Genomic DNA, 14,892 nt, shown 5'->3' on the forward strand with positions numbered 1-14,892 from the left:
CCTACCCGGATGAGAGGAACACCGTGAGAGTCGAGCATCTGGAGATCGAGGGCGTGCTGCTGTTCGTCCCGACGCCGAGCCACGACGATCGAGGCTTCTTCACCAGGACCTTCGACGCCGCGATCGCCGCGGAGCACGGGTTGGACCACACAGCGTTCGTCCAGGACAGCCAGTCGCGCTCGCGTATGGGCACTATCAGGGGCATGCACGGCCGCTCCGGTCGCGGCGAGGCCAAGCTGGTGCGGACGGCGCACGGCGCCGTGCTCGACATCCTCGTGGACGCGCGGCCGGCCTCACCCACGTTCGGCTCCCACATCACCATCCGGCTCGACGATGTGTCGTTCGCGAACCTCTACGTGCCGCCGGGGATTCTGCACGGCTACCAGGCGCTGACCGAGCACGCCGATGTCTGCTACCGCATCGACAGGGAGCACGACCCCGCCGAGGACCTGGCCGTCCGCTACGACGATCCCGATCTCGCGCTGCCGTGGCCGTTGCCGGTCAGCGCGATCAGCGAGCGCGACCGGTCCGCGGGCTCCTGGAAGGAGCTCAGGAGCAGCTTGTCCGCCTGATCCGCGCGCTCGTACCGCAGCAGCGCCCCGGCCGCGCCGACCAGCAGGAACATCACGCTGGTGATGCCGGGGAAGGAGAGCATGTCGAAAGTGGCCGCACCCAGCAGCGGGATCACCAGGCAGGCGGCGATGGTCAGTCCCAGGTTGCGGACGTTCGGGTCGGTGCTCAGCCGGCGAACCCGGAGGGCCACGACGATCCCGCACACGATCACGCCGACGAAGCCCAGCACCCCGAGCAACCCGGTCTCCACCAGAGACAGCAGGTACTGGTTGTCGAACACCTGATGCTTGAACGGATACCAGGTGCCGGGCCCACGACCGAAGATCGGGCTCTTGGCGAACTCCCGCATCGCGAAGGGGTAGTCGTGGGTGCGGTACATGATGCTGCTGTCGTCACCGGCGCCGGCGAACAGGTTGTAGAACGTGCCGATCAGGCCCGGCGCCAGGACCTTCATGAAGCCCAGGAACACCGCGAACGCGCCGATGGTGACGATCCGGCGCCGGTTGGACCAGCCGAGCAGGAGGATCAGCCCCGCCCCGGCCAGGCCGAGCACGGCGGTCCTGGAGACCGAGAACATCAGGCCGGCCGCGATGATGACGGCGCAGATCCACCAGCGAGTCGCGGCCTGACCACGGCTGCGCGCCTGGAAGCCGAGATGCGCGGCCAGCGGCAGCAGCATCGCCGACAGCGCGCCGAACTCGATCGGGTGCCCGAGCGTGCCGGCGACCCGGCGCAGGTCCGACCGGGAGATCACGGTCGGCACCTCTTCCGCGGAGGTGTGGCGGAGCCCGGGGATCTTCATGTACTGGGTGAGGTCGAAGTCGAGCCTGAACTGCATCAGGGCGACGATCGCGGCGAACGTGCCGCCGATCACGAGCGCCTTGAGGACGAAATCGAGGCGCTCGCGACTGCCGATGCCATCGCAGACCACCAGCAGCAGGCCCACGTACCCCAGGTAGAGCACGATCGTGTGGTCGGCGAGGTTGAGCTCGTCGGAGGGCAGATACAGGGAGGTCGTGTACCCGTAGACGGCCAGCAGGATCATGCCGTACGCGAAGATCGACGTGCGGATCGGGTTGCTGCCCTTGGCCACGCCTGCCGTACTGATCATCTGCGCGCACACCCAGACCACGCCCAGCACCAGGGCCATGATCTCGGCGGGCGTGAGCGACAGAGGAAGCCCGGCCACCGCCAGACGGGCCGGGAGAATCAGCAGGATCAGGACGAACAAGCCGACCAACGTGGCGCCGTCAGCGCGCCGCGGCAGGGCGGTCGGTTTCATCCTTCACGTCCAGCCAGTGACCGCGTTCCGTTGGCGGCGACGGGCTCGAGCCGGGTGGGCTTACTCATGACCGGGCGGCGCGCCCGGCGATGCCGGGCGAAGCTCTCGAACGCGAAGGCGGCGAACAGGCCCATGAAGAACGCCAGCGCCCCGGTGACCACCGCGCTGCGCATCCGGCTGCCCTTCTTCTCGTCCGGTTCGGTCGGCGGCACCACGATGGTGGCGGTCACGTAGGTGGTGGGCGGCGCCTTGACCTGCTGCTGCCGGGCGCGCAGCTCCTTTTGGGCCAGCTCGGTGACCTTCACCACGATGCCATGGGCCAGCTCAGCGCTCGGCGCCTCGCAGGTGATGACGATGAAGGGGGTCGCCGGCATCAGCTCGGGGTTGGTCCCGCCGCTGGTGATCTTTAGTGTGACGTCGCCCCCGATCGGCGCGCCGACCTTGGCCGCCGTCTGAGGGGTGTTCAGCGCCTGGATGAGGATCGACGAGGTCATGCTCAAGCCCTGGTCGAAGGAGACCAGGGGGTTGGTGCGCGGATTGGGGAACTTGGGATCGCTCGGCACGCTGCCGCCTGTGACCGGCAGGGTGAGAACGAGCGCCGAGCTGGAGATGAAAGTCTTGGGCGCCACGGTGTAGACGCCGAAGGCTCCTGCGATCGTGAGCAGGAAGGCCGGAATCGTCACGTACCACCGCTTGAACAGAACTGTCGCCGTCGCCCAGAAGTCCATGGCGGGCCTCATTCCTCGCCGTCGTCCTGGTTCGCCTTCCTGGGCCCGGGCACGGGAGAGAGGTGCTCCCCCCGGTAGGCGGGAAACTCCATGGTGGCAGAGCTGTCATCGTCGAGGTCCGGCAATGCGACGGGCTCGTCCACCTGCGCTTCCACCGGCTGCGCCACGGGCGCCGGGGACGGGGACGGTGCCGTCACGGGTACCGGCGGCGGCACTGAGACTGCCACTGGGGCTGCCACGGGAGCTGCGGGCTCTGGCTGCTCCAACGGCTTGGGCTGAGCTCCGGCGCGCCTGATCATCACCCCATAGGCGATGCCGAGGCCCAGGACCAGGCAGAGCAAGCCGCCGCCGATCGCCCCCTGCCAGTTCATGCTGTAGTCGGCCTCGGGTGTGGACGGCGGCACGATGTCGGTGGAGGTGATGAAGGTGTTCGCCGGAGCGCCGAGCGCCTTCTGCCATTTGTACAACTCGGTCGCCACGCGGTCGCGTGCCGCCATGAGCACGGCCGAGGCCTGCCCGGGAGACTCGCTCTCGACCCTGATGTAGATGTAGGGCCCGCTGATGTCCAGGACATTGGGGTTGGTACGGCCGTCGTCGATCGTGATCTCCGTCGGGCCGTCTTTGGGGGCGCCGAGCTGCGTCCAGACGTCTTGCGTGTTCATCGACAGGATGACGATGCTGGCCCCGGTCTTCAGCGCGTCGTTGAAGGAGAGGAAGGGGTTGGTGAGCCCTTGTTTGGTCTTGTCGGTGGAGACGGTGCCTCCGTTCACCGGCGTGGCCAGAACAAGGGAGACATCGGCCGTGTAGCTCACCGGAAGGACGGCGTACACCCCGACGCCCACCAAGATCGAGAGAAGAATCAGCGGCGGGCCAATCAGAATTCGCCGGAGAAGACCGAGGACCGCCTTCCAGAACTCCATATTGGTACGTTCCCCCGCATCAGCAATGCTTGCCCTATAGCGGACCATCGCCATACCACGGCCAGACGTTACATCGCCACAGAACGGTTACATCGCGCGGAGTCGGAACGATAGACCTACGACTACGGCGACGGGGGCTTCGGGTGGGGCTGACAGTAGAGCGTCCGGCAACGCGGGAAAGGCTTGCCGGACTCGACGGCATACGGGGCCTAGCCGCGTTATTCGTCGTCCTCCACCATTGCTGGCTCCTGTCCTTCCCCGGGTTTCCGGTCAACGACGCGCCCTGGTGGACGGGATGGCTGCTCTACGGCCATTTCGCGGTCGTGGTGTTCATCGTCCTGTCGGGCTTCTCGCTGGCGGTCTCGCCCGCCCGGTCCGGCTGGCAGCTGGGCGGCATCCCCACGTTCTTCAAGCGTCGAGCGTGGCGCATCCTGCCGCCGTACTGGGCGGCTCTGCTCTTCAGCCTGGTGATCGCGTGGACGGTCATCCCGCAGCCCGGGCAGCAGACGCCCACAGGGCAGTCGGTCCTCATCTACGGGCTGCTGCTGCAGGACGTCTTCGGCTCCCCCAGCCCCAATGGGGCACTGTGGTCGATCGCCGTCGAGGCGCAGCTCTACCTGGTCTTCCCGCTGATGCTGCTGGTCCTGCGCAAGATGGGCGCGGCGGTGATGCTCGGCGCGGTTACCTTGATCGTCGTGGCGGTGGGGGCGCTGGCGCCTGCCGTACCGGCCGTGGACCTGCTGATGCGGCTGACTCCGCAGTTCGCCGCGCTCTTCGCCATGGGCGCCGTCTGCGCCGGCATCGTGCGTGCGCAGGAGCGTACGGGCCACCTGGCCTGGCACTGGTTCGCGGCGGCGGCCGCGCTCCCGGTGCTCCTGCTGATCGTGGTGGCCGGGCCGGTATGGGTGGTCGCGAACCTCTTCTGGGTGGATCTCGCGGTCGGCCCGGCTGCCGGGTTGCTGCTGACGGGTGTGGCGACAGGCAAGCCGGTCTGGCTCGTACGACTGCTCGACACCCGTCCGCTCCGGCGGCTGGGCTCCTTCTCCTACAGCCTCTACCTGATCCACTCACCGATCGTCGTCATGGTGAACCGGCTCATCGTCGCCCCGCACGTGCCACCGGGCATGCCGGCGTTCCTCCTCACGCTCGCCCTGTCCGTGCCGGCGAGTGTGGGTGCGGCGTGGTTGTTCGCTTCGGTCTTCGAATTGCCCTTCCAACGGCACCGGAGCTGGAAGAGCCTGCGCGCCGCCGTACGTGCGCGGTTCAGGTGAGCTTGGCCAGCGCTTCGGCCTCGTACTCCGCCGCGAGCTCTTCCGGGATACGCGACAGGTCGTCGGCCCGGTAGAAGTCACGCAGGGTGGTGCCACGACAGGTGGCGTCCACGTTGGGCGCCGCCGCGCGGGACCGGACATCGTCGATGTGGACGGTGCGGAAGTCGATGCTGAAGCGGGTCCTGCCGGAGGTGTTGGCGACGGTGGAGTGCAGGTGCGCCCCGGAGAAGAGCATCACGCCGCCCGGCTCCGGCACCAGCCGGAGCTCCGTTTCCAGATCGAGCGCCTCCTCCGGCTTGGGCTGGTCCCGGGTGTCGCTGTAGATGTGCTGTGCGGCCGTGGGCCGGCTGACCGCGGTCCATTCCGCGTAGTCGTAGCGGCCGCTGCCGTTGCGGACGGGGCGGTCGAAGTACTGCGGGTGCAGGGCGAAGACGTTCTCCGGGACCACCTCGTAGATCGGCATCCAGAAGTTGACCTGGCAGAACGGCGCGGCGTACCAGCAGTCGCGGTGAGCGTGGTAGGCGTAGGAGATGCCGGAGTCGAGGTAATGGTCGGCAGTGGAGGTGCGCAGCCTCGGCACGTCGAAATAGGTCTTGTCCAGCGCCATGCCCAGCTCGTCCAGCACAGCAGCGAGGATCTTCTTGCTGGTGGGATGGTGGATGAAGCGCGGCTTGAGCTGCGCGAGCAGCGCGGCGAACTCCTCGACCGGCATCTTGTGCTGGGCGGTCTGGGGGTCGCGGCCCTCGAACGCCTCCTCGATCAACTCGCGAGCGAACTCGATCAGCTTGGTCGAGGCAGGCGTCGCGGAGTAGAGGAAGACATCTCCCTTGAAGATCTTTTGACGCCGAGCGTCGTCACCGATTCGGCTGTTGGCCAGTATTACGGACATAGCGAGATTCCCCCTCGCGTTGTTCTTTTACCCTCTCTCGCCGTGGACCACTACTTTGTTACAGACACATGGGTTACAGGGGGAGCTGTGTCTGAGTGTCCGGTCTGCCGACGTAGGTCGAGTAGTCCGGGTGGTCGAAGCGGTGCAGCGCCTGGATGTTGTCGTTCCAAGGAGCGGGAACCGGGCGCTTGTGACGCAGACCGTTGATCGGAGCCAGCTTCATCAGCTCGTTGTCCTTGTTGAACTCCCGGATCGCGCTCAGCTCGCCGACGTAGTCGTTGTGGATGATCTGGTCATCGTCGCCGACGGTGTCGTCGAGGTAACAGAACACGCGGGGCAGGAAATACTTGTGGTCGCCCTTGAACAGCTTGAGCGCCGCCGCTGTCGAGGAGTAGAAGTCCACGTCGATGGAGACGAACCCGATCGGCGCCGGCTGCTCGCCGTCGAGGAACTCGTCCACGGTGTCCTCGATGTTGCCCAGGATCAGACTGGCCGTTCCCAGCCGTGCCCGGAGGGCGTCGACGTCCATGACGAAATCGCCTTCCCGCCAGATATAGGGCAGGTCCCGGAAGTCAGTGGGTTTGGGCAGCCCGGCACCGGTGTCGAAGCCGTAGACGTCGATCTTCACACCCGAGGCGGCCGTCGCCAGCGCCGCCATGCGGTTGAGCTCCACCATGCCGGCGCCCCCCGCGACGCCGAACTCGACCACGCTGATCCGGCCGATGCCGAGACGCCTGGCCAGTTCGGCCGCCTGCTGCACGCCATAGGCGTAGTGCGGCCTGGGATAGAGGTCGAGCGAGCAGCGCAGCTCGTACGAGCCGAACGGCAGACGCCGCATGAGGGCCAGCAGGATCCGGCCCGGCTGCATGAGCAGCCGCACGATGCGAACGAACAAGAGGAGATCACCCTTTCGAGGAGACGGCGCGGGTGGCCAACCCGGCGAGTTTGCGGCTGCGGTGCGCCAGCATCTGCTGCTGCCGCCGCCAATAGGTACGCAGCAGAACGGCACGGGCACGACTACGTTGCTCCGGGGAGAGCTCCAGGATGCCGAGGGCTCGATACATCGCCCGGAACTGCAGCGTGGTGGCGAAATGCGCGGTCCAGGCCGGCACGCCGAGCGCCGCGGCGATCCCGGACAGGCGCCGCTCGCGCAGGTTGCGGTGTGCGAGCACCTCTGGCACGTGACCCCAAGGCGCGGTCAGCGCGAGCATGGTGGCGTAGACCTCGTCCTCACGGATCATCAGCGGCCGCGGCACGGCGGCCACCCGCTCCCGCCGCATCAGGCCGTAGAGGGGATCGAGTCCGTGGTGCTCGGTGGTGACGACGTCCCACAGCTCGTCCAGGCGGTCAATGGGGTCGTCGGAGAGCATCCGGGTGCCGCGGTAGCGCGGCTGGTGCACCGTCCCGTCGGCCCCGGTGTACGTGACGTCAGAGGTGACCAGGATGAGCCGCTCATCGGCCAGGAACGGCTCCAGGGTCCTGGAGACGTAGCCGGGTTCGAGCAGGTCGTCGTCGCCCATCCAGCGGAAGAACTCGCCCCGCGCGCGCCGGAGCACCTCCACGAAGTTCCCGATCACGTGCAGATCATGCGGCTGCCGGTAATAGGCGATCCGGTTGTCCTGCCTCGCCAGCTCGCGGCAGAGCTCCTCTGTGTCGTCGGTGGAGGCGTTGTCCGAGATCACCACCTCGAGCTCGGTGTGATCCTGGGCGAGCGCCGATCGCACGGCCGTCTCCAGCCGGTCCGCGCCATTGCGGACCGGGATTCCGATGGACACCAGCATCGCTTTCTCCTCGAGGTCACCGCGCGCGGGCGGGAAGCAGCCGCACCAGGCGATCGCTCACAAAGTGGAACTGGTCGCGGGTCACGACGAGCAGCGCGTAGGCCAGCAGGCCGCCGCCGCCCGCCACGATGAGCTGGATGAGCGGGCTCTCTTGGGTCAGCATCGAGAGGCCCAGCATGACGGCCGCGCATACCACCGCTCCCGCTGCCGGGCGGACGAGAGCGGGCAGGACCGGCGCGAGCCGTACTCCTGCCCGCTGCACGGCCAGCATGGCGAGCGGAAGGGCGACCAGCACCGCCGCGGCCGCCTGCCCGATCGCGGCGCCGCGGATGCCGTCGAGATGCGTGCCGATGATGACCGCCGGGATCATCGCCGCCGCGTGCCCGAGGTTCATCCACACCGTCGAGCGGGTGGCGCCCTGCCCGTTCAGGATGTCGAGGGCGAAGGAGGTGAGCATGCGCACCACCATCAGGACCGCCAGGAATCGCAGCACGCCGGCGGCCAGCTCCCACTTCGCGCCGTAGATGAAAATGATCAATGGGTGTGCGAGCACCGCCATGAAGGCGGCCAGCGGCAGCACCATGGTGATGAGCAGGGGCACGGTTCTCTGCACGCCGAGCGACAGGGACTCCTCGTCACGTTCGGCCAGCCGGGAGAAGCCGGCGATCGACACCATGCGGATGGCGCTGCCGATCATGCCGGGCAGCCAGCTCGACACGTTGAACGCCATCAGGTAGAAGCCCAGCCAGTCCTTGCCCATGATGTTGCCGACGATGATGTAGCCCACGTTGAGCAGCAGGACCTCCAGGGCGATCCCGGCAGCCGAGGGAATGCCGAACCGCAGCAGCTTGGCCGCGATCTGCCGGTCGAACCCGAGCCTGTAGGGCAGCCGCGCGTAGATCAGCATGAAGACGCCGGTGACCACGGCTCCCACGAGCTGTCCCCAGGCGAAGCTGTACGCCCCCGCGCCGCCCACCGCGAGGACGATGGCCACCGGCGCGTTGACCAGGAAGCCCGCCAGGACCGCCTTGGCGTTCTTGCCCGTGCGGAACCAGCGCAACAGGGCCGCGCTGCGCACCGCGGTGATCGCCTCGACGAGGATGACCGCGGTGAGGATCCGCACCACGGACGTGGCCTCCTCGCTGCCCGCCAGCATCGAGAAGTACGGCGCGCCGACCCAGAAGACCGCGTACAAGCCCACGGCGGAGAACATCGTCAGAGTCGTGGCCGTGGGCGCAATGTCCTCCAGCCGCCCCCGCCACTGCAGGACGGCCGACATGACGCCGGCGTCCTTGACCACCATGACGAACTGGGTGGCCGCGAGCGCGACCGCGTATATGCCGAAGTCCGCCGGCGCCAGAAGCCTGGCCAGGACCAGGCCGAGGATGAACGAGCCCGCGCGGGTGACCAGTGTGCCGAGCAGGCTCCACACGGCCCCTCGGCCCGCCTTGCGCCCGATGTCGCTGATGTCCGCGCCCGGTTGCTCTGCCATGGCCGCCTACCTCGGCTCGTTGATCCGCTCCAGCCAGATCTCCCGCCAGAACGGGATGAACGCGCGGGGGCAGTTGGATTTATATACGCCGTCGCAGATGATGCCGTCGAGCACGATGCAGGGGTTCTTCATCTCCAGCATCTGGCCGGTCTTCTCGTCGATGCAGCGCTCGACGCGGCCGGTCACGCGGGCCGTGCGCCCGCACGAGCGCGCCATGTCCTCCTCGAAACCCAGGCCGCGGTTGAACCCCTTGGTGGTCAGCGTGGCGACGATCTCGTCCTTGGACTTGATCCGGACCAGCTCACCCGGCTGGAGGTCGGTCGTGCCCGTCGGGGCGGGGCCGGTGTGCGGGCCCGGTTGCACGAATCCCCACGCCAGGCCGCCCTTGATCCGCAACCAGCGCGGAAACTTCCTGGAGAGCCTCTGGTAGCGGTTGAACAACCCGAAGAAGAGTGTGCGGAGGGTCGATCCGACGCCGGCGTTCCCCACCCGGATGTCCGTGACGTACTGCCCCAGGTCACGAAAGGGGAGTCGCTCCGGGGCGGCGCGCAGCAGCTCGGTCGCCTGGCAGCGGAACCGTTCCTCGCCCTCGGGTCCCGGCTCCCGCCGGGTGTTGACCTCCAGAATCGGCAGCAGCGGCCGCTCGGACCGAGCCGGCTCCGGCGTGGGCGGCCCGTCCACCCGCTTGAGCCAGGAGGTCTTCCAGTAGAGCACGCAGGCGGTCTGGCAGCCGCCATGGGCCGAACCGTCGCAGCGGGCGGCTGACAGGTGGACGGCGTCCTCCATTCGCCGCAACCCGGTCCCAGTGATCGTGTCGCAGAGCTTGTTGGCCACCTTGTGGACGGTGAGCCGCTGCCCGCAGAACCGCAGCATCTCCGGCATGAAGGGGAGACTGTCCAGCTCCCCCTTCTCATCGAGAGTGGCCAGGATCTCCTCAGCGTTGAGGACCTCGACCACGTCGCCGACTTTCAGCGCCTGACTCATCCCATCCACTCCTTCACCAGGCCCGCGCTCTGCAGGGAGTGTGCCGCGTCCGCCAATGCCTGGAACGGCAGGTTCGACCGTTCCGCGATGTCCAGGAGGCTGTTCAGCCCGTCGGAGAGGTTCAACACCCACAACATCGCCATCTGGGCCTGCTTCGTGTCACTGCGTCCGCCAAGTGACCCGTACAGGCCTCGGGTCCCCAGTTGGGGCTCGCCGTACGGGCTGAGGTTCTGGTAGCGGCGGTTGCCCTCCAGGACCCGCACGGCCGCCCACAGCGTCTCCAGGGTGTCCTCCATGGCCTCAGGACGCACGAAGCCGGGGTTGTCAGCGGAGGTGTGATACTCCGGGTAGCTTCCATAGGGCGTCCTGGTCAACGAACCGACGGCGAGGTTGAAGCCCGGCGAGCAATACTGCCGCTCGTCGTAGCCGTAGGGAGAGAAGTCCAGGAGGGTATGCGGCCTGTCCTTCAGCACGTGCGCGAAGACCTGGTCGATCTCGGCGTCGCCACGCCTGCTGCGCTTGTAGGTGATCGCGCCGCTGTCTCCCGCGCAGGCCAGGGTCACGCCGTGCCTGATCCGGTCGGTGTTCTCCCGGTTGAGCGCGAGCCAGGTGATCGCGCCGATGGTGCCGGGCGCGAAGATGAACCGATAGGTGTACCAGGGATCGGACAGGCGCTGCGCCAGCGCGACGGCCACCGCCACCCCGGCCAGGTTGTCGTTGGCCAGCGAGGGATGGCAGATGTGGCAGGAGATCAGCACTTCCTCGGAGCTCCTGCCGCGGATCACGTGCTCACCGTAGGTCAGGTGTCCGTCGGCGAGCGTGGCGTCGATCTTGACCTCGTACGGCCCGTCGGCCAGCGCGTCCAGGGTGTTCTGGCTCAGGCAGAAGCCCCAGGTCTCGGCGTAGTAGCTGGTCCGGTACGGGATCAGGTCCGGCTGGTCGGGCAGGGTGTGCAGGTGCCCGCGCAGCTCCTCCAGGGACATGGTGGCCTCGACCGGCACGCTGTAGCCGACGACGTGCAGGTTGGACTCCTGGAAGTCGACCACCTTGTTCCCCGCGGCGTCCTTGATGTAGGCATCGCGGATGTTCCATTCCCGGGGGATCGTCCAGTCGAGGACGTTGGTCCCCGTCGGCACCTCGGTGATCTCCAGCGGGATCGACTCACCGATGATCTCCAGGGTGCGCCGCAGTCCGGCGCCGGTGATGCTCCGGCACAGCGGGTAGAGCCGCCGTACCAGATCGTGCATATCGGCGCCGGTCATGGCCGCAGGGTTTCGTCGACGGTGCCGGCCGCGCGCCGGTCGGCGAGCCGGGCCAGCCTGGTGAAGCGGCGTTCGAAGTCCTGCTTGGTCAGGCCGTGTTCGCGGTAGGCGTCGATCAGCTCCACCGCCCCCGCCTTGACCGTCCAGCGCGCCTCGTAGCCCAACGTGGCCCTGATCCGGGAGAAGTCGACGCGATAGGAGCGCGGATCGGCTCCCGTCTCGCCGGTGATCGCCAGCGTCGATCCGGGCACCGCGGCGACCACCTCGGCCGCGATCTCGGCGACGGTCACGTTGTTGACCTCGGTGCCCACGTTGAAGGCCGTCGCGTGGACGGCTTCGCGAGGGGCGACGAGAGCGACCGCGAAGGCCTCGGCGATGTCCCTGGCGTGCACCAGCGGGCGCCATGGGGTGCCGTCGGACAGCACCCGGACCTCGCCGGTCAGGTACGCGTGGCCCACCAGGTTGTTCAGCACGATGTCGGCACGCAGCCGCGGCGAGAACCCGAAGGCTGTGGCGTTGCGCAGGAACACCGGCGTGAAGTCGTCGTCGGCCAGCTCGACCAGGTCGTCTTCGACCCGCACCTTGGATTCGGCGTACGGCGTCACCGGGCGCAGCGGCGCCTCCTCGTCCAGCAGGTCCTCGCCGCCGGACGCGCCGTAGACCGAGCAGGTGGAGGCGTACAGGAAGCGGCGCACGCCCGCCTCCTTGGCCAGCCTGGCCAGCCGGACGGAGGCGTGGTGGTTGATGTCGTAGGTCAGGTCGGGCGCGAGCGCGCCGAGCGGGTCGTTGGACAGCGCGGCCAGGTGGATCACCGCGTCGAATCCGGCCACGTGTTCTGGACCCACGTCACGCAGGTCCACGGCGTGCGCCTCGATCGTCTCGGGAGCGGGGCCGAGCAGGCAGTCGGCGAACAGGCCGGAGTCCAGGCCGGCCACCTGGTGCCCGGCCTCACTCAGCATGGGGGCCATCACGCTGCCCAGGTAGCCCTGGTGGCCGGTGAGAAGTACCCGCATCAGTTCTCCAGATCGACGGTCAGCTTGGAAACGTGAAAGGCCTCGGCATAGCGGGTGTGGCACTCGATGCCGCGGATGCGGGCCAGGCCCAGGAACGCCTCGCGGTCGTACCAGGGCCGGTGCCGCTGGGAGGCGTAGTGGCGCTGGAGCAGATCCACCTTCAGCTCCGCCACCTCCGCTGAGAGCGGCTGGTACACGGCGGGCGCGGCGAGGTCGCCGTCCCATTTGACGATCTCGTAGCCGAGCGTCAGGTGGTCGCGGAAGGCCGTGGGCACGAGCTTGGCCAGTCCCCGGTGGTCCTGGTGGGCGTCGCCCCGCCAGGGCGCGAAGATCAGGCCGGGTTCGGTGCGGGCACGGAGCTCCTCCACCGCGGTCTTGGCCTCCTCCCACCTGGCCGGCAGGTAGCCGTCGGGCAGCTTCAGCACGGTGACCCGGAGATCCGCGCCCGGGCAGAAGTCCGCCAGCGCCGCGCGCTCCTCGTACTCGCGCTCACTCCCGCCGCCGGACAGCACCAGCGCGTCCACGCGGATGCCGGGCCGGGCGGCGCAGATCGTCAGCAGGCTGCCGCCCGCCCCGATCGCCAGGTCGTCACAGTGCGCGGCGAGCGCCACGATGCCGGAGAGCCCTCCCGCGCGCAGGCCGATCATTGGGACCGTTCCCACAGGGCCCAAGGCCGCTCGCCGCGGGAGTAGGCCTCGTCCAGTTCCATCCGCTGGTTCACGGTGTCGGTCGGCCGCCAGTAGCCGCGGTGCGGGTAGGCCAGCAGGCGTCCGCGCTTGGCCAGTTCCACGCAGCCGTCGGCGACCAAGTCGCCGTTCTCCGGGATGTGCTGGAAGACCTCCTGGGTCAGCACGAAGTAGCCACCGTTGACCCACACCGGCATCTCGCTGACCGGCGAGATCCCCCCGACCAGGCCGTTCTCGCCCACGTCCACGCAGTGGAAGGTCTGCGACGGCGGCACGACCATCATCGAGGCGGCCGCGCCCGATTCGACGAAGCGGTCGATGATGTCGGGCAGCGGTGCGTCGGTGAGCACGTCCGCGTAGTTCGCGAGGAATACCTCGTCGCCGCCCAGGTAGGGACGGACGCGGCGCAGCCGTTCACCGATCGGGGAGTTGGGCCCGGTCTGCACGAAGGAGATCGACCAGTCGGAGATGTCGCTCGACAGCAGCTCGACCTTGCCGCCGCGTAACACGAAATCGTTGGACGTGGCCTCCTGGTAGCCGAGGAAGAAGTCCTTGATGTGGTGGGCGCCGTAGCCCAGGCACAGGATGAACTCCTTGTGCCCGAAGTGCGCGTAGTAGCGCATGACGTGCCAGAGCAGCGGTCGCGGGCCGACGAGCGCCATCGGCTTGGGCACCTCGCCCGGGACACCGGTGCGCATGCGCGTGCCAAAGCCTCCGCAGAACAGGACGACCTTCACACGACCTCCAGGTGTGGGATCGGGAAGACCAGACGGCCTCCCCATTCGTGCACATAGGAGAGCTGAGCGGTGAGCTCTTCGCGCAGGTTCCACGGCAGGACCAGCACATAGTCCGGACGATCTTGGGCGATGCGCTCCGGCGGAGCGATGGGGATCCTGGTGCCCGGAGTGAACCTGCCGTGCTTGTACGGGTTGCGGTCCACCGTGTAGGCCAGCAGGTCCTGGCGGATGCCACAGTGGTTGAGCAGCGTGTTGCCCTTCCCGGGCGCGCCGTAGCCGACGACCGTCTTGCCTTCTTCGGCGGCGGTGATGAGGAAGCGGAGCAGGTCACGGCGGACGCGTGCCACCCGGTCGGCGAAGCCGGCGTAGCCGGACAGGTCGTGCAGCCCGGCGGCCTTCTCCCGCGCCAGCACGTCAAGCACCCGATCGGACGGGCTGCCCGACGGCCGCGCCCACAGCCGGATGGACCCACCATGGGTGGGCAGCAGCTCGACGTCCACCAGCGTCAGCCCGCCACTGGCCAGCGCCCGCTGCGCGGAGGCGACCGTGTAGTACTGGAAGTGCTCGTGATAGATCGTGTCGTACTGGTTCAGCTCCATGAGCGTCAGCAGGTGCTGGACCTCGATCGACACCCAGCCGTCGTCGGCCACCAGGGCGCGCAGCCCCTCGGTGAAGCCGATCACGTCGGGGATGTGCGCGTAGACGTTGTTGGCCACGACCAGGTCTGCGGGACCGTGCTCGGCCCGCACCGCGGCCCCCGTCTCCGGCGTCAGGAACGCGGTGAGCGTCGGCACGCCCTTGTCCTTGGCCGCCTGCCCCACGTTGGCCGACGGTTCGATGCCCAGGCACCGGACGCCCCGCTCGACCACGTGCTGCAACAGGTAGCCGTCGTTGCTGGCCGCCTCGACCACGAACGCCGGCTTCAAACGTTCCACAGCCGCGTCGACGAACTGCCGCGCATGCTCCACCCAGGAAGCGGAATAGGACGCGAAATAGGCGTATTCGGTGAACGTCTCTTCCGGCGTGATCAGCGGCGGAATCTGAGCCAGCCAGCAGCTGGTGCAGACCCGCAGGTGAAGCGGATAGGTGAGCTCGGGCTCGTCGAGCTGTTCCTCGGTGAGGAAGAGCTCACAGGGCGGTGTCGCCCCGAGATCCACCACGCCGACCAGGTCCGCCGAGCCACACAGCCGGCACGATTTTCTCAACAATGGGCCCCACCCGAAAAAGCCAAGATTTCCCCCTTTGACCACCCACAGCCGTACTTCGGGTGAGCG

The 14,892-nt window shown here is 68.0% G+C and carries 15 protein-coding genes; 2 read left to right on the plus strand and 13 right to left on the minus strand.

The genetic code is table 11. The annotated features are described in order from the left end of the window. Positions 1-23: 23 nt before the first annotated feature. Entirely contained in the window at positions 24-572 is a 549-nt protein-coding gene (locus tag OHA25_RS03800; protein WP_327586233.1) for a dTDP-4-dehydrorhamnose 3,5-epimerase family protein, read from the plus strand. Here OHA25_RS03800 and OHA25_RS03805 read toward each other — a convergent pair. The 3 genes from OHA25_RS03805 to OHA25_RS03815 are packed head-to-tail and all read right to left on the minus strand — an operon-like array spanning position 461 to position 3,557. After that, positions 461-1,855: an O-antigen ligase family protein gene (locus OHA25_RS03805; protein WP_327586234.1), complete on the minus strand. Its 1,395-nt coding sequence runs from the start codon at positions 1,853-1,855 to the stop codon at positions 461-463. The two genes, OHA25_RS03800 and OHA25_RS03805, sit on opposite strands and share 112 nt — an antisense overlap. Next, a complete protein-coding gene (locus tag OHA25_RS03810; RefSeq protein WP_327586235.1) occupies positions 1,852-2,583 on the minus strand; it encodes a hypothetical protein in 732 nt (243 codons plus the stop codon). The genes OHA25_RS03805 and OHA25_RS03810 overlap by 4 nt, the downstream gene beginning before the upstream one ends. 8 nt (positions 2,584-2,591) lie before the next feature. Beyond that, positions 2,592-3,557 (minus strand): hypothetical protein, encoded by a 966-nt coding sequence (locus OHA25_RS03815; protein WP_327586236.1) that lies wholly within the window; start codon positions 3,555-3,557, stop codon positions 2,592-2,594. Between the two features lie 89 nt (positions 3,558-3,646). On the opposite strand from OHA25_RS03815, the gene OHA25_RS03820 reads away from it, so the two are divergent. Next, positions 3,647-4,774 carry an acyltransferase family protein gene (locus OHA25_RS03820; RefSeq protein ID WP_327586237.1) on the plus strand — a complete coding sequence of 376 codons (1,128 nt, stop codon included), beginning with the start codon at positions 3,647-3,649 and terminating at the stop codon, positions 4,772-4,774. On the opposite strand, the gene OHA25_RS03825 is transcribed toward OHA25_RS03820, so the two are convergent. The 10 genes from OHA25_RS03825 to OHA25_RS03870 all read right to left on the minus strand — a co-directional run bounded on the left by OHA25_RS03825 (position 4,767) and on the right by OHA25_RS03870 (position 14,826). Beyond that, on the minus strand, positions 4,767-5,663 hold the full coding sequence (locus tag OHA25_RS03825) for a hypothetical protein (protein ID WP_327586238.1): 897 nt from the start codon (positions 5,661-5,663) through the stop codon (positions 4,767-4,769). The two genes, OHA25_RS03820 and OHA25_RS03825, sit on opposite strands and share 8 nt — an antisense overlap. Before the next feature lie 73 nt (positions 5,664-5,736). Then, positions 5,737-6,558 (minus strand): hypothetical protein, encoded by an 822-nt coding sequence (locus OHA25_RS03830; RefSeq protein WP_327586239.1) that lies wholly within the window; start codon positions 6,556-6,558, stop codon positions 5,737-5,739. A gap of 7 nt (positions 6,559-6,565) precedes the next feature. Next, positions 6,566-7,444 (minus strand): glycosyltransferase family 2 protein, encoded by an 879-nt coding sequence (locus OHA25_RS03835; protein ID WP_327586240.1) that lies wholly within the window; start codon positions 7,442-7,444, stop codon positions 6,566-6,568. A 16-nt stretch (positions 7,445-7,460) separates the two neighbouring features. Continuing rightward, the gene (locus OHA25_RS03840) at positions 7,461-8,936 is read right to left on the minus strand and encodes an oligosaccharide flippase family protein (protein WP_327586241.1); all 1,476 of its coding nucleotides are present in this window, start codon (positions 8,934-8,936) and stop codon (positions 7,461-7,463) included. A 6-nt stretch (positions 8,937-8,942) separates the two neighbouring features. Further along, entirely contained in the window at positions 8,943-9,920 is a 978-nt protein-coding gene (locus OHA25_RS03845; protein WP_327586242.1) for a hypothetical protein, read from the minus strand. Beyond that, positions 9,917-11,182 carry a DUF4910 domain-containing protein gene (locus OHA25_RS03850; RefSeq protein WP_327586243.1) on the minus strand — a complete coding sequence of 422 codons (1,266 nt, stop codon included), beginning with the start codon at positions 11,180-11,182 and terminating at the stop codon, positions 9,917-9,919. The genes OHA25_RS03845 and OHA25_RS03850 overlap by 4 nt, the downstream gene beginning before the upstream one ends. Continuing rightward, positions 11,179-12,195, minus strand: a complete 1,017-nt coding sequence (locus OHA25_RS03855; RefSeq protein ID WP_327586244.1) for an NAD-dependent epimerase/dehydratase family protein — start codon at positions 12,193-12,195, stop codon at positions 11,179-11,181. The genes OHA25_RS03850 and OHA25_RS03855 overlap by 4 nt, the downstream gene beginning before the upstream one ends. Then, on the minus strand, positions 12,195-12,842 hold the full coding sequence (locus OHA25_RS03860) for a PIG-L deacetylase family protein (protein WP_327586245.1): 648 nt from the start codon (positions 12,840-12,842) through the stop codon (positions 12,195-12,197). Before OHA25_RS03860 ends, OHA25_RS03855 begins: the two co-directional genes overlap by 1 nt. After that, the gene (locus OHA25_RS03865; RefSeq protein WP_327586246.1) at positions 12,839-13,618 is read right to left on the minus strand and encodes a glucose-1-phosphate cytidylyltransferase; all 780 of its coding nucleotides are present in this window, start codon (positions 13,616-13,618) and stop codon (positions 12,839-12,841) included. Before OHA25_RS03865 ends, OHA25_RS03860 begins: the two co-directional genes overlap by 4 nt. Further along, entirely contained in the window at positions 13,615-14,826 is a 1,212-nt protein-coding gene (locus OHA25_RS03870; RefSeq protein ID WP_327586247.1) for a class I SAM-dependent methyltransferase, read from the minus strand. Before OHA25_RS03870 ends, OHA25_RS03865 begins: the two co-directional genes overlap by 4 nt. Positions 14,827-14,892: the final 66 nt, after the last annotated feature.

The organism is Nonomuraea sp. NBC_00507, assembly GCF_036013525.1.
Taxonomy (GTDB): domain Bacteria; phylum Actinomycetota; class Actinomycetes; order Streptosporangiales; family Streptosporangiaceae; genus Nonomuraea.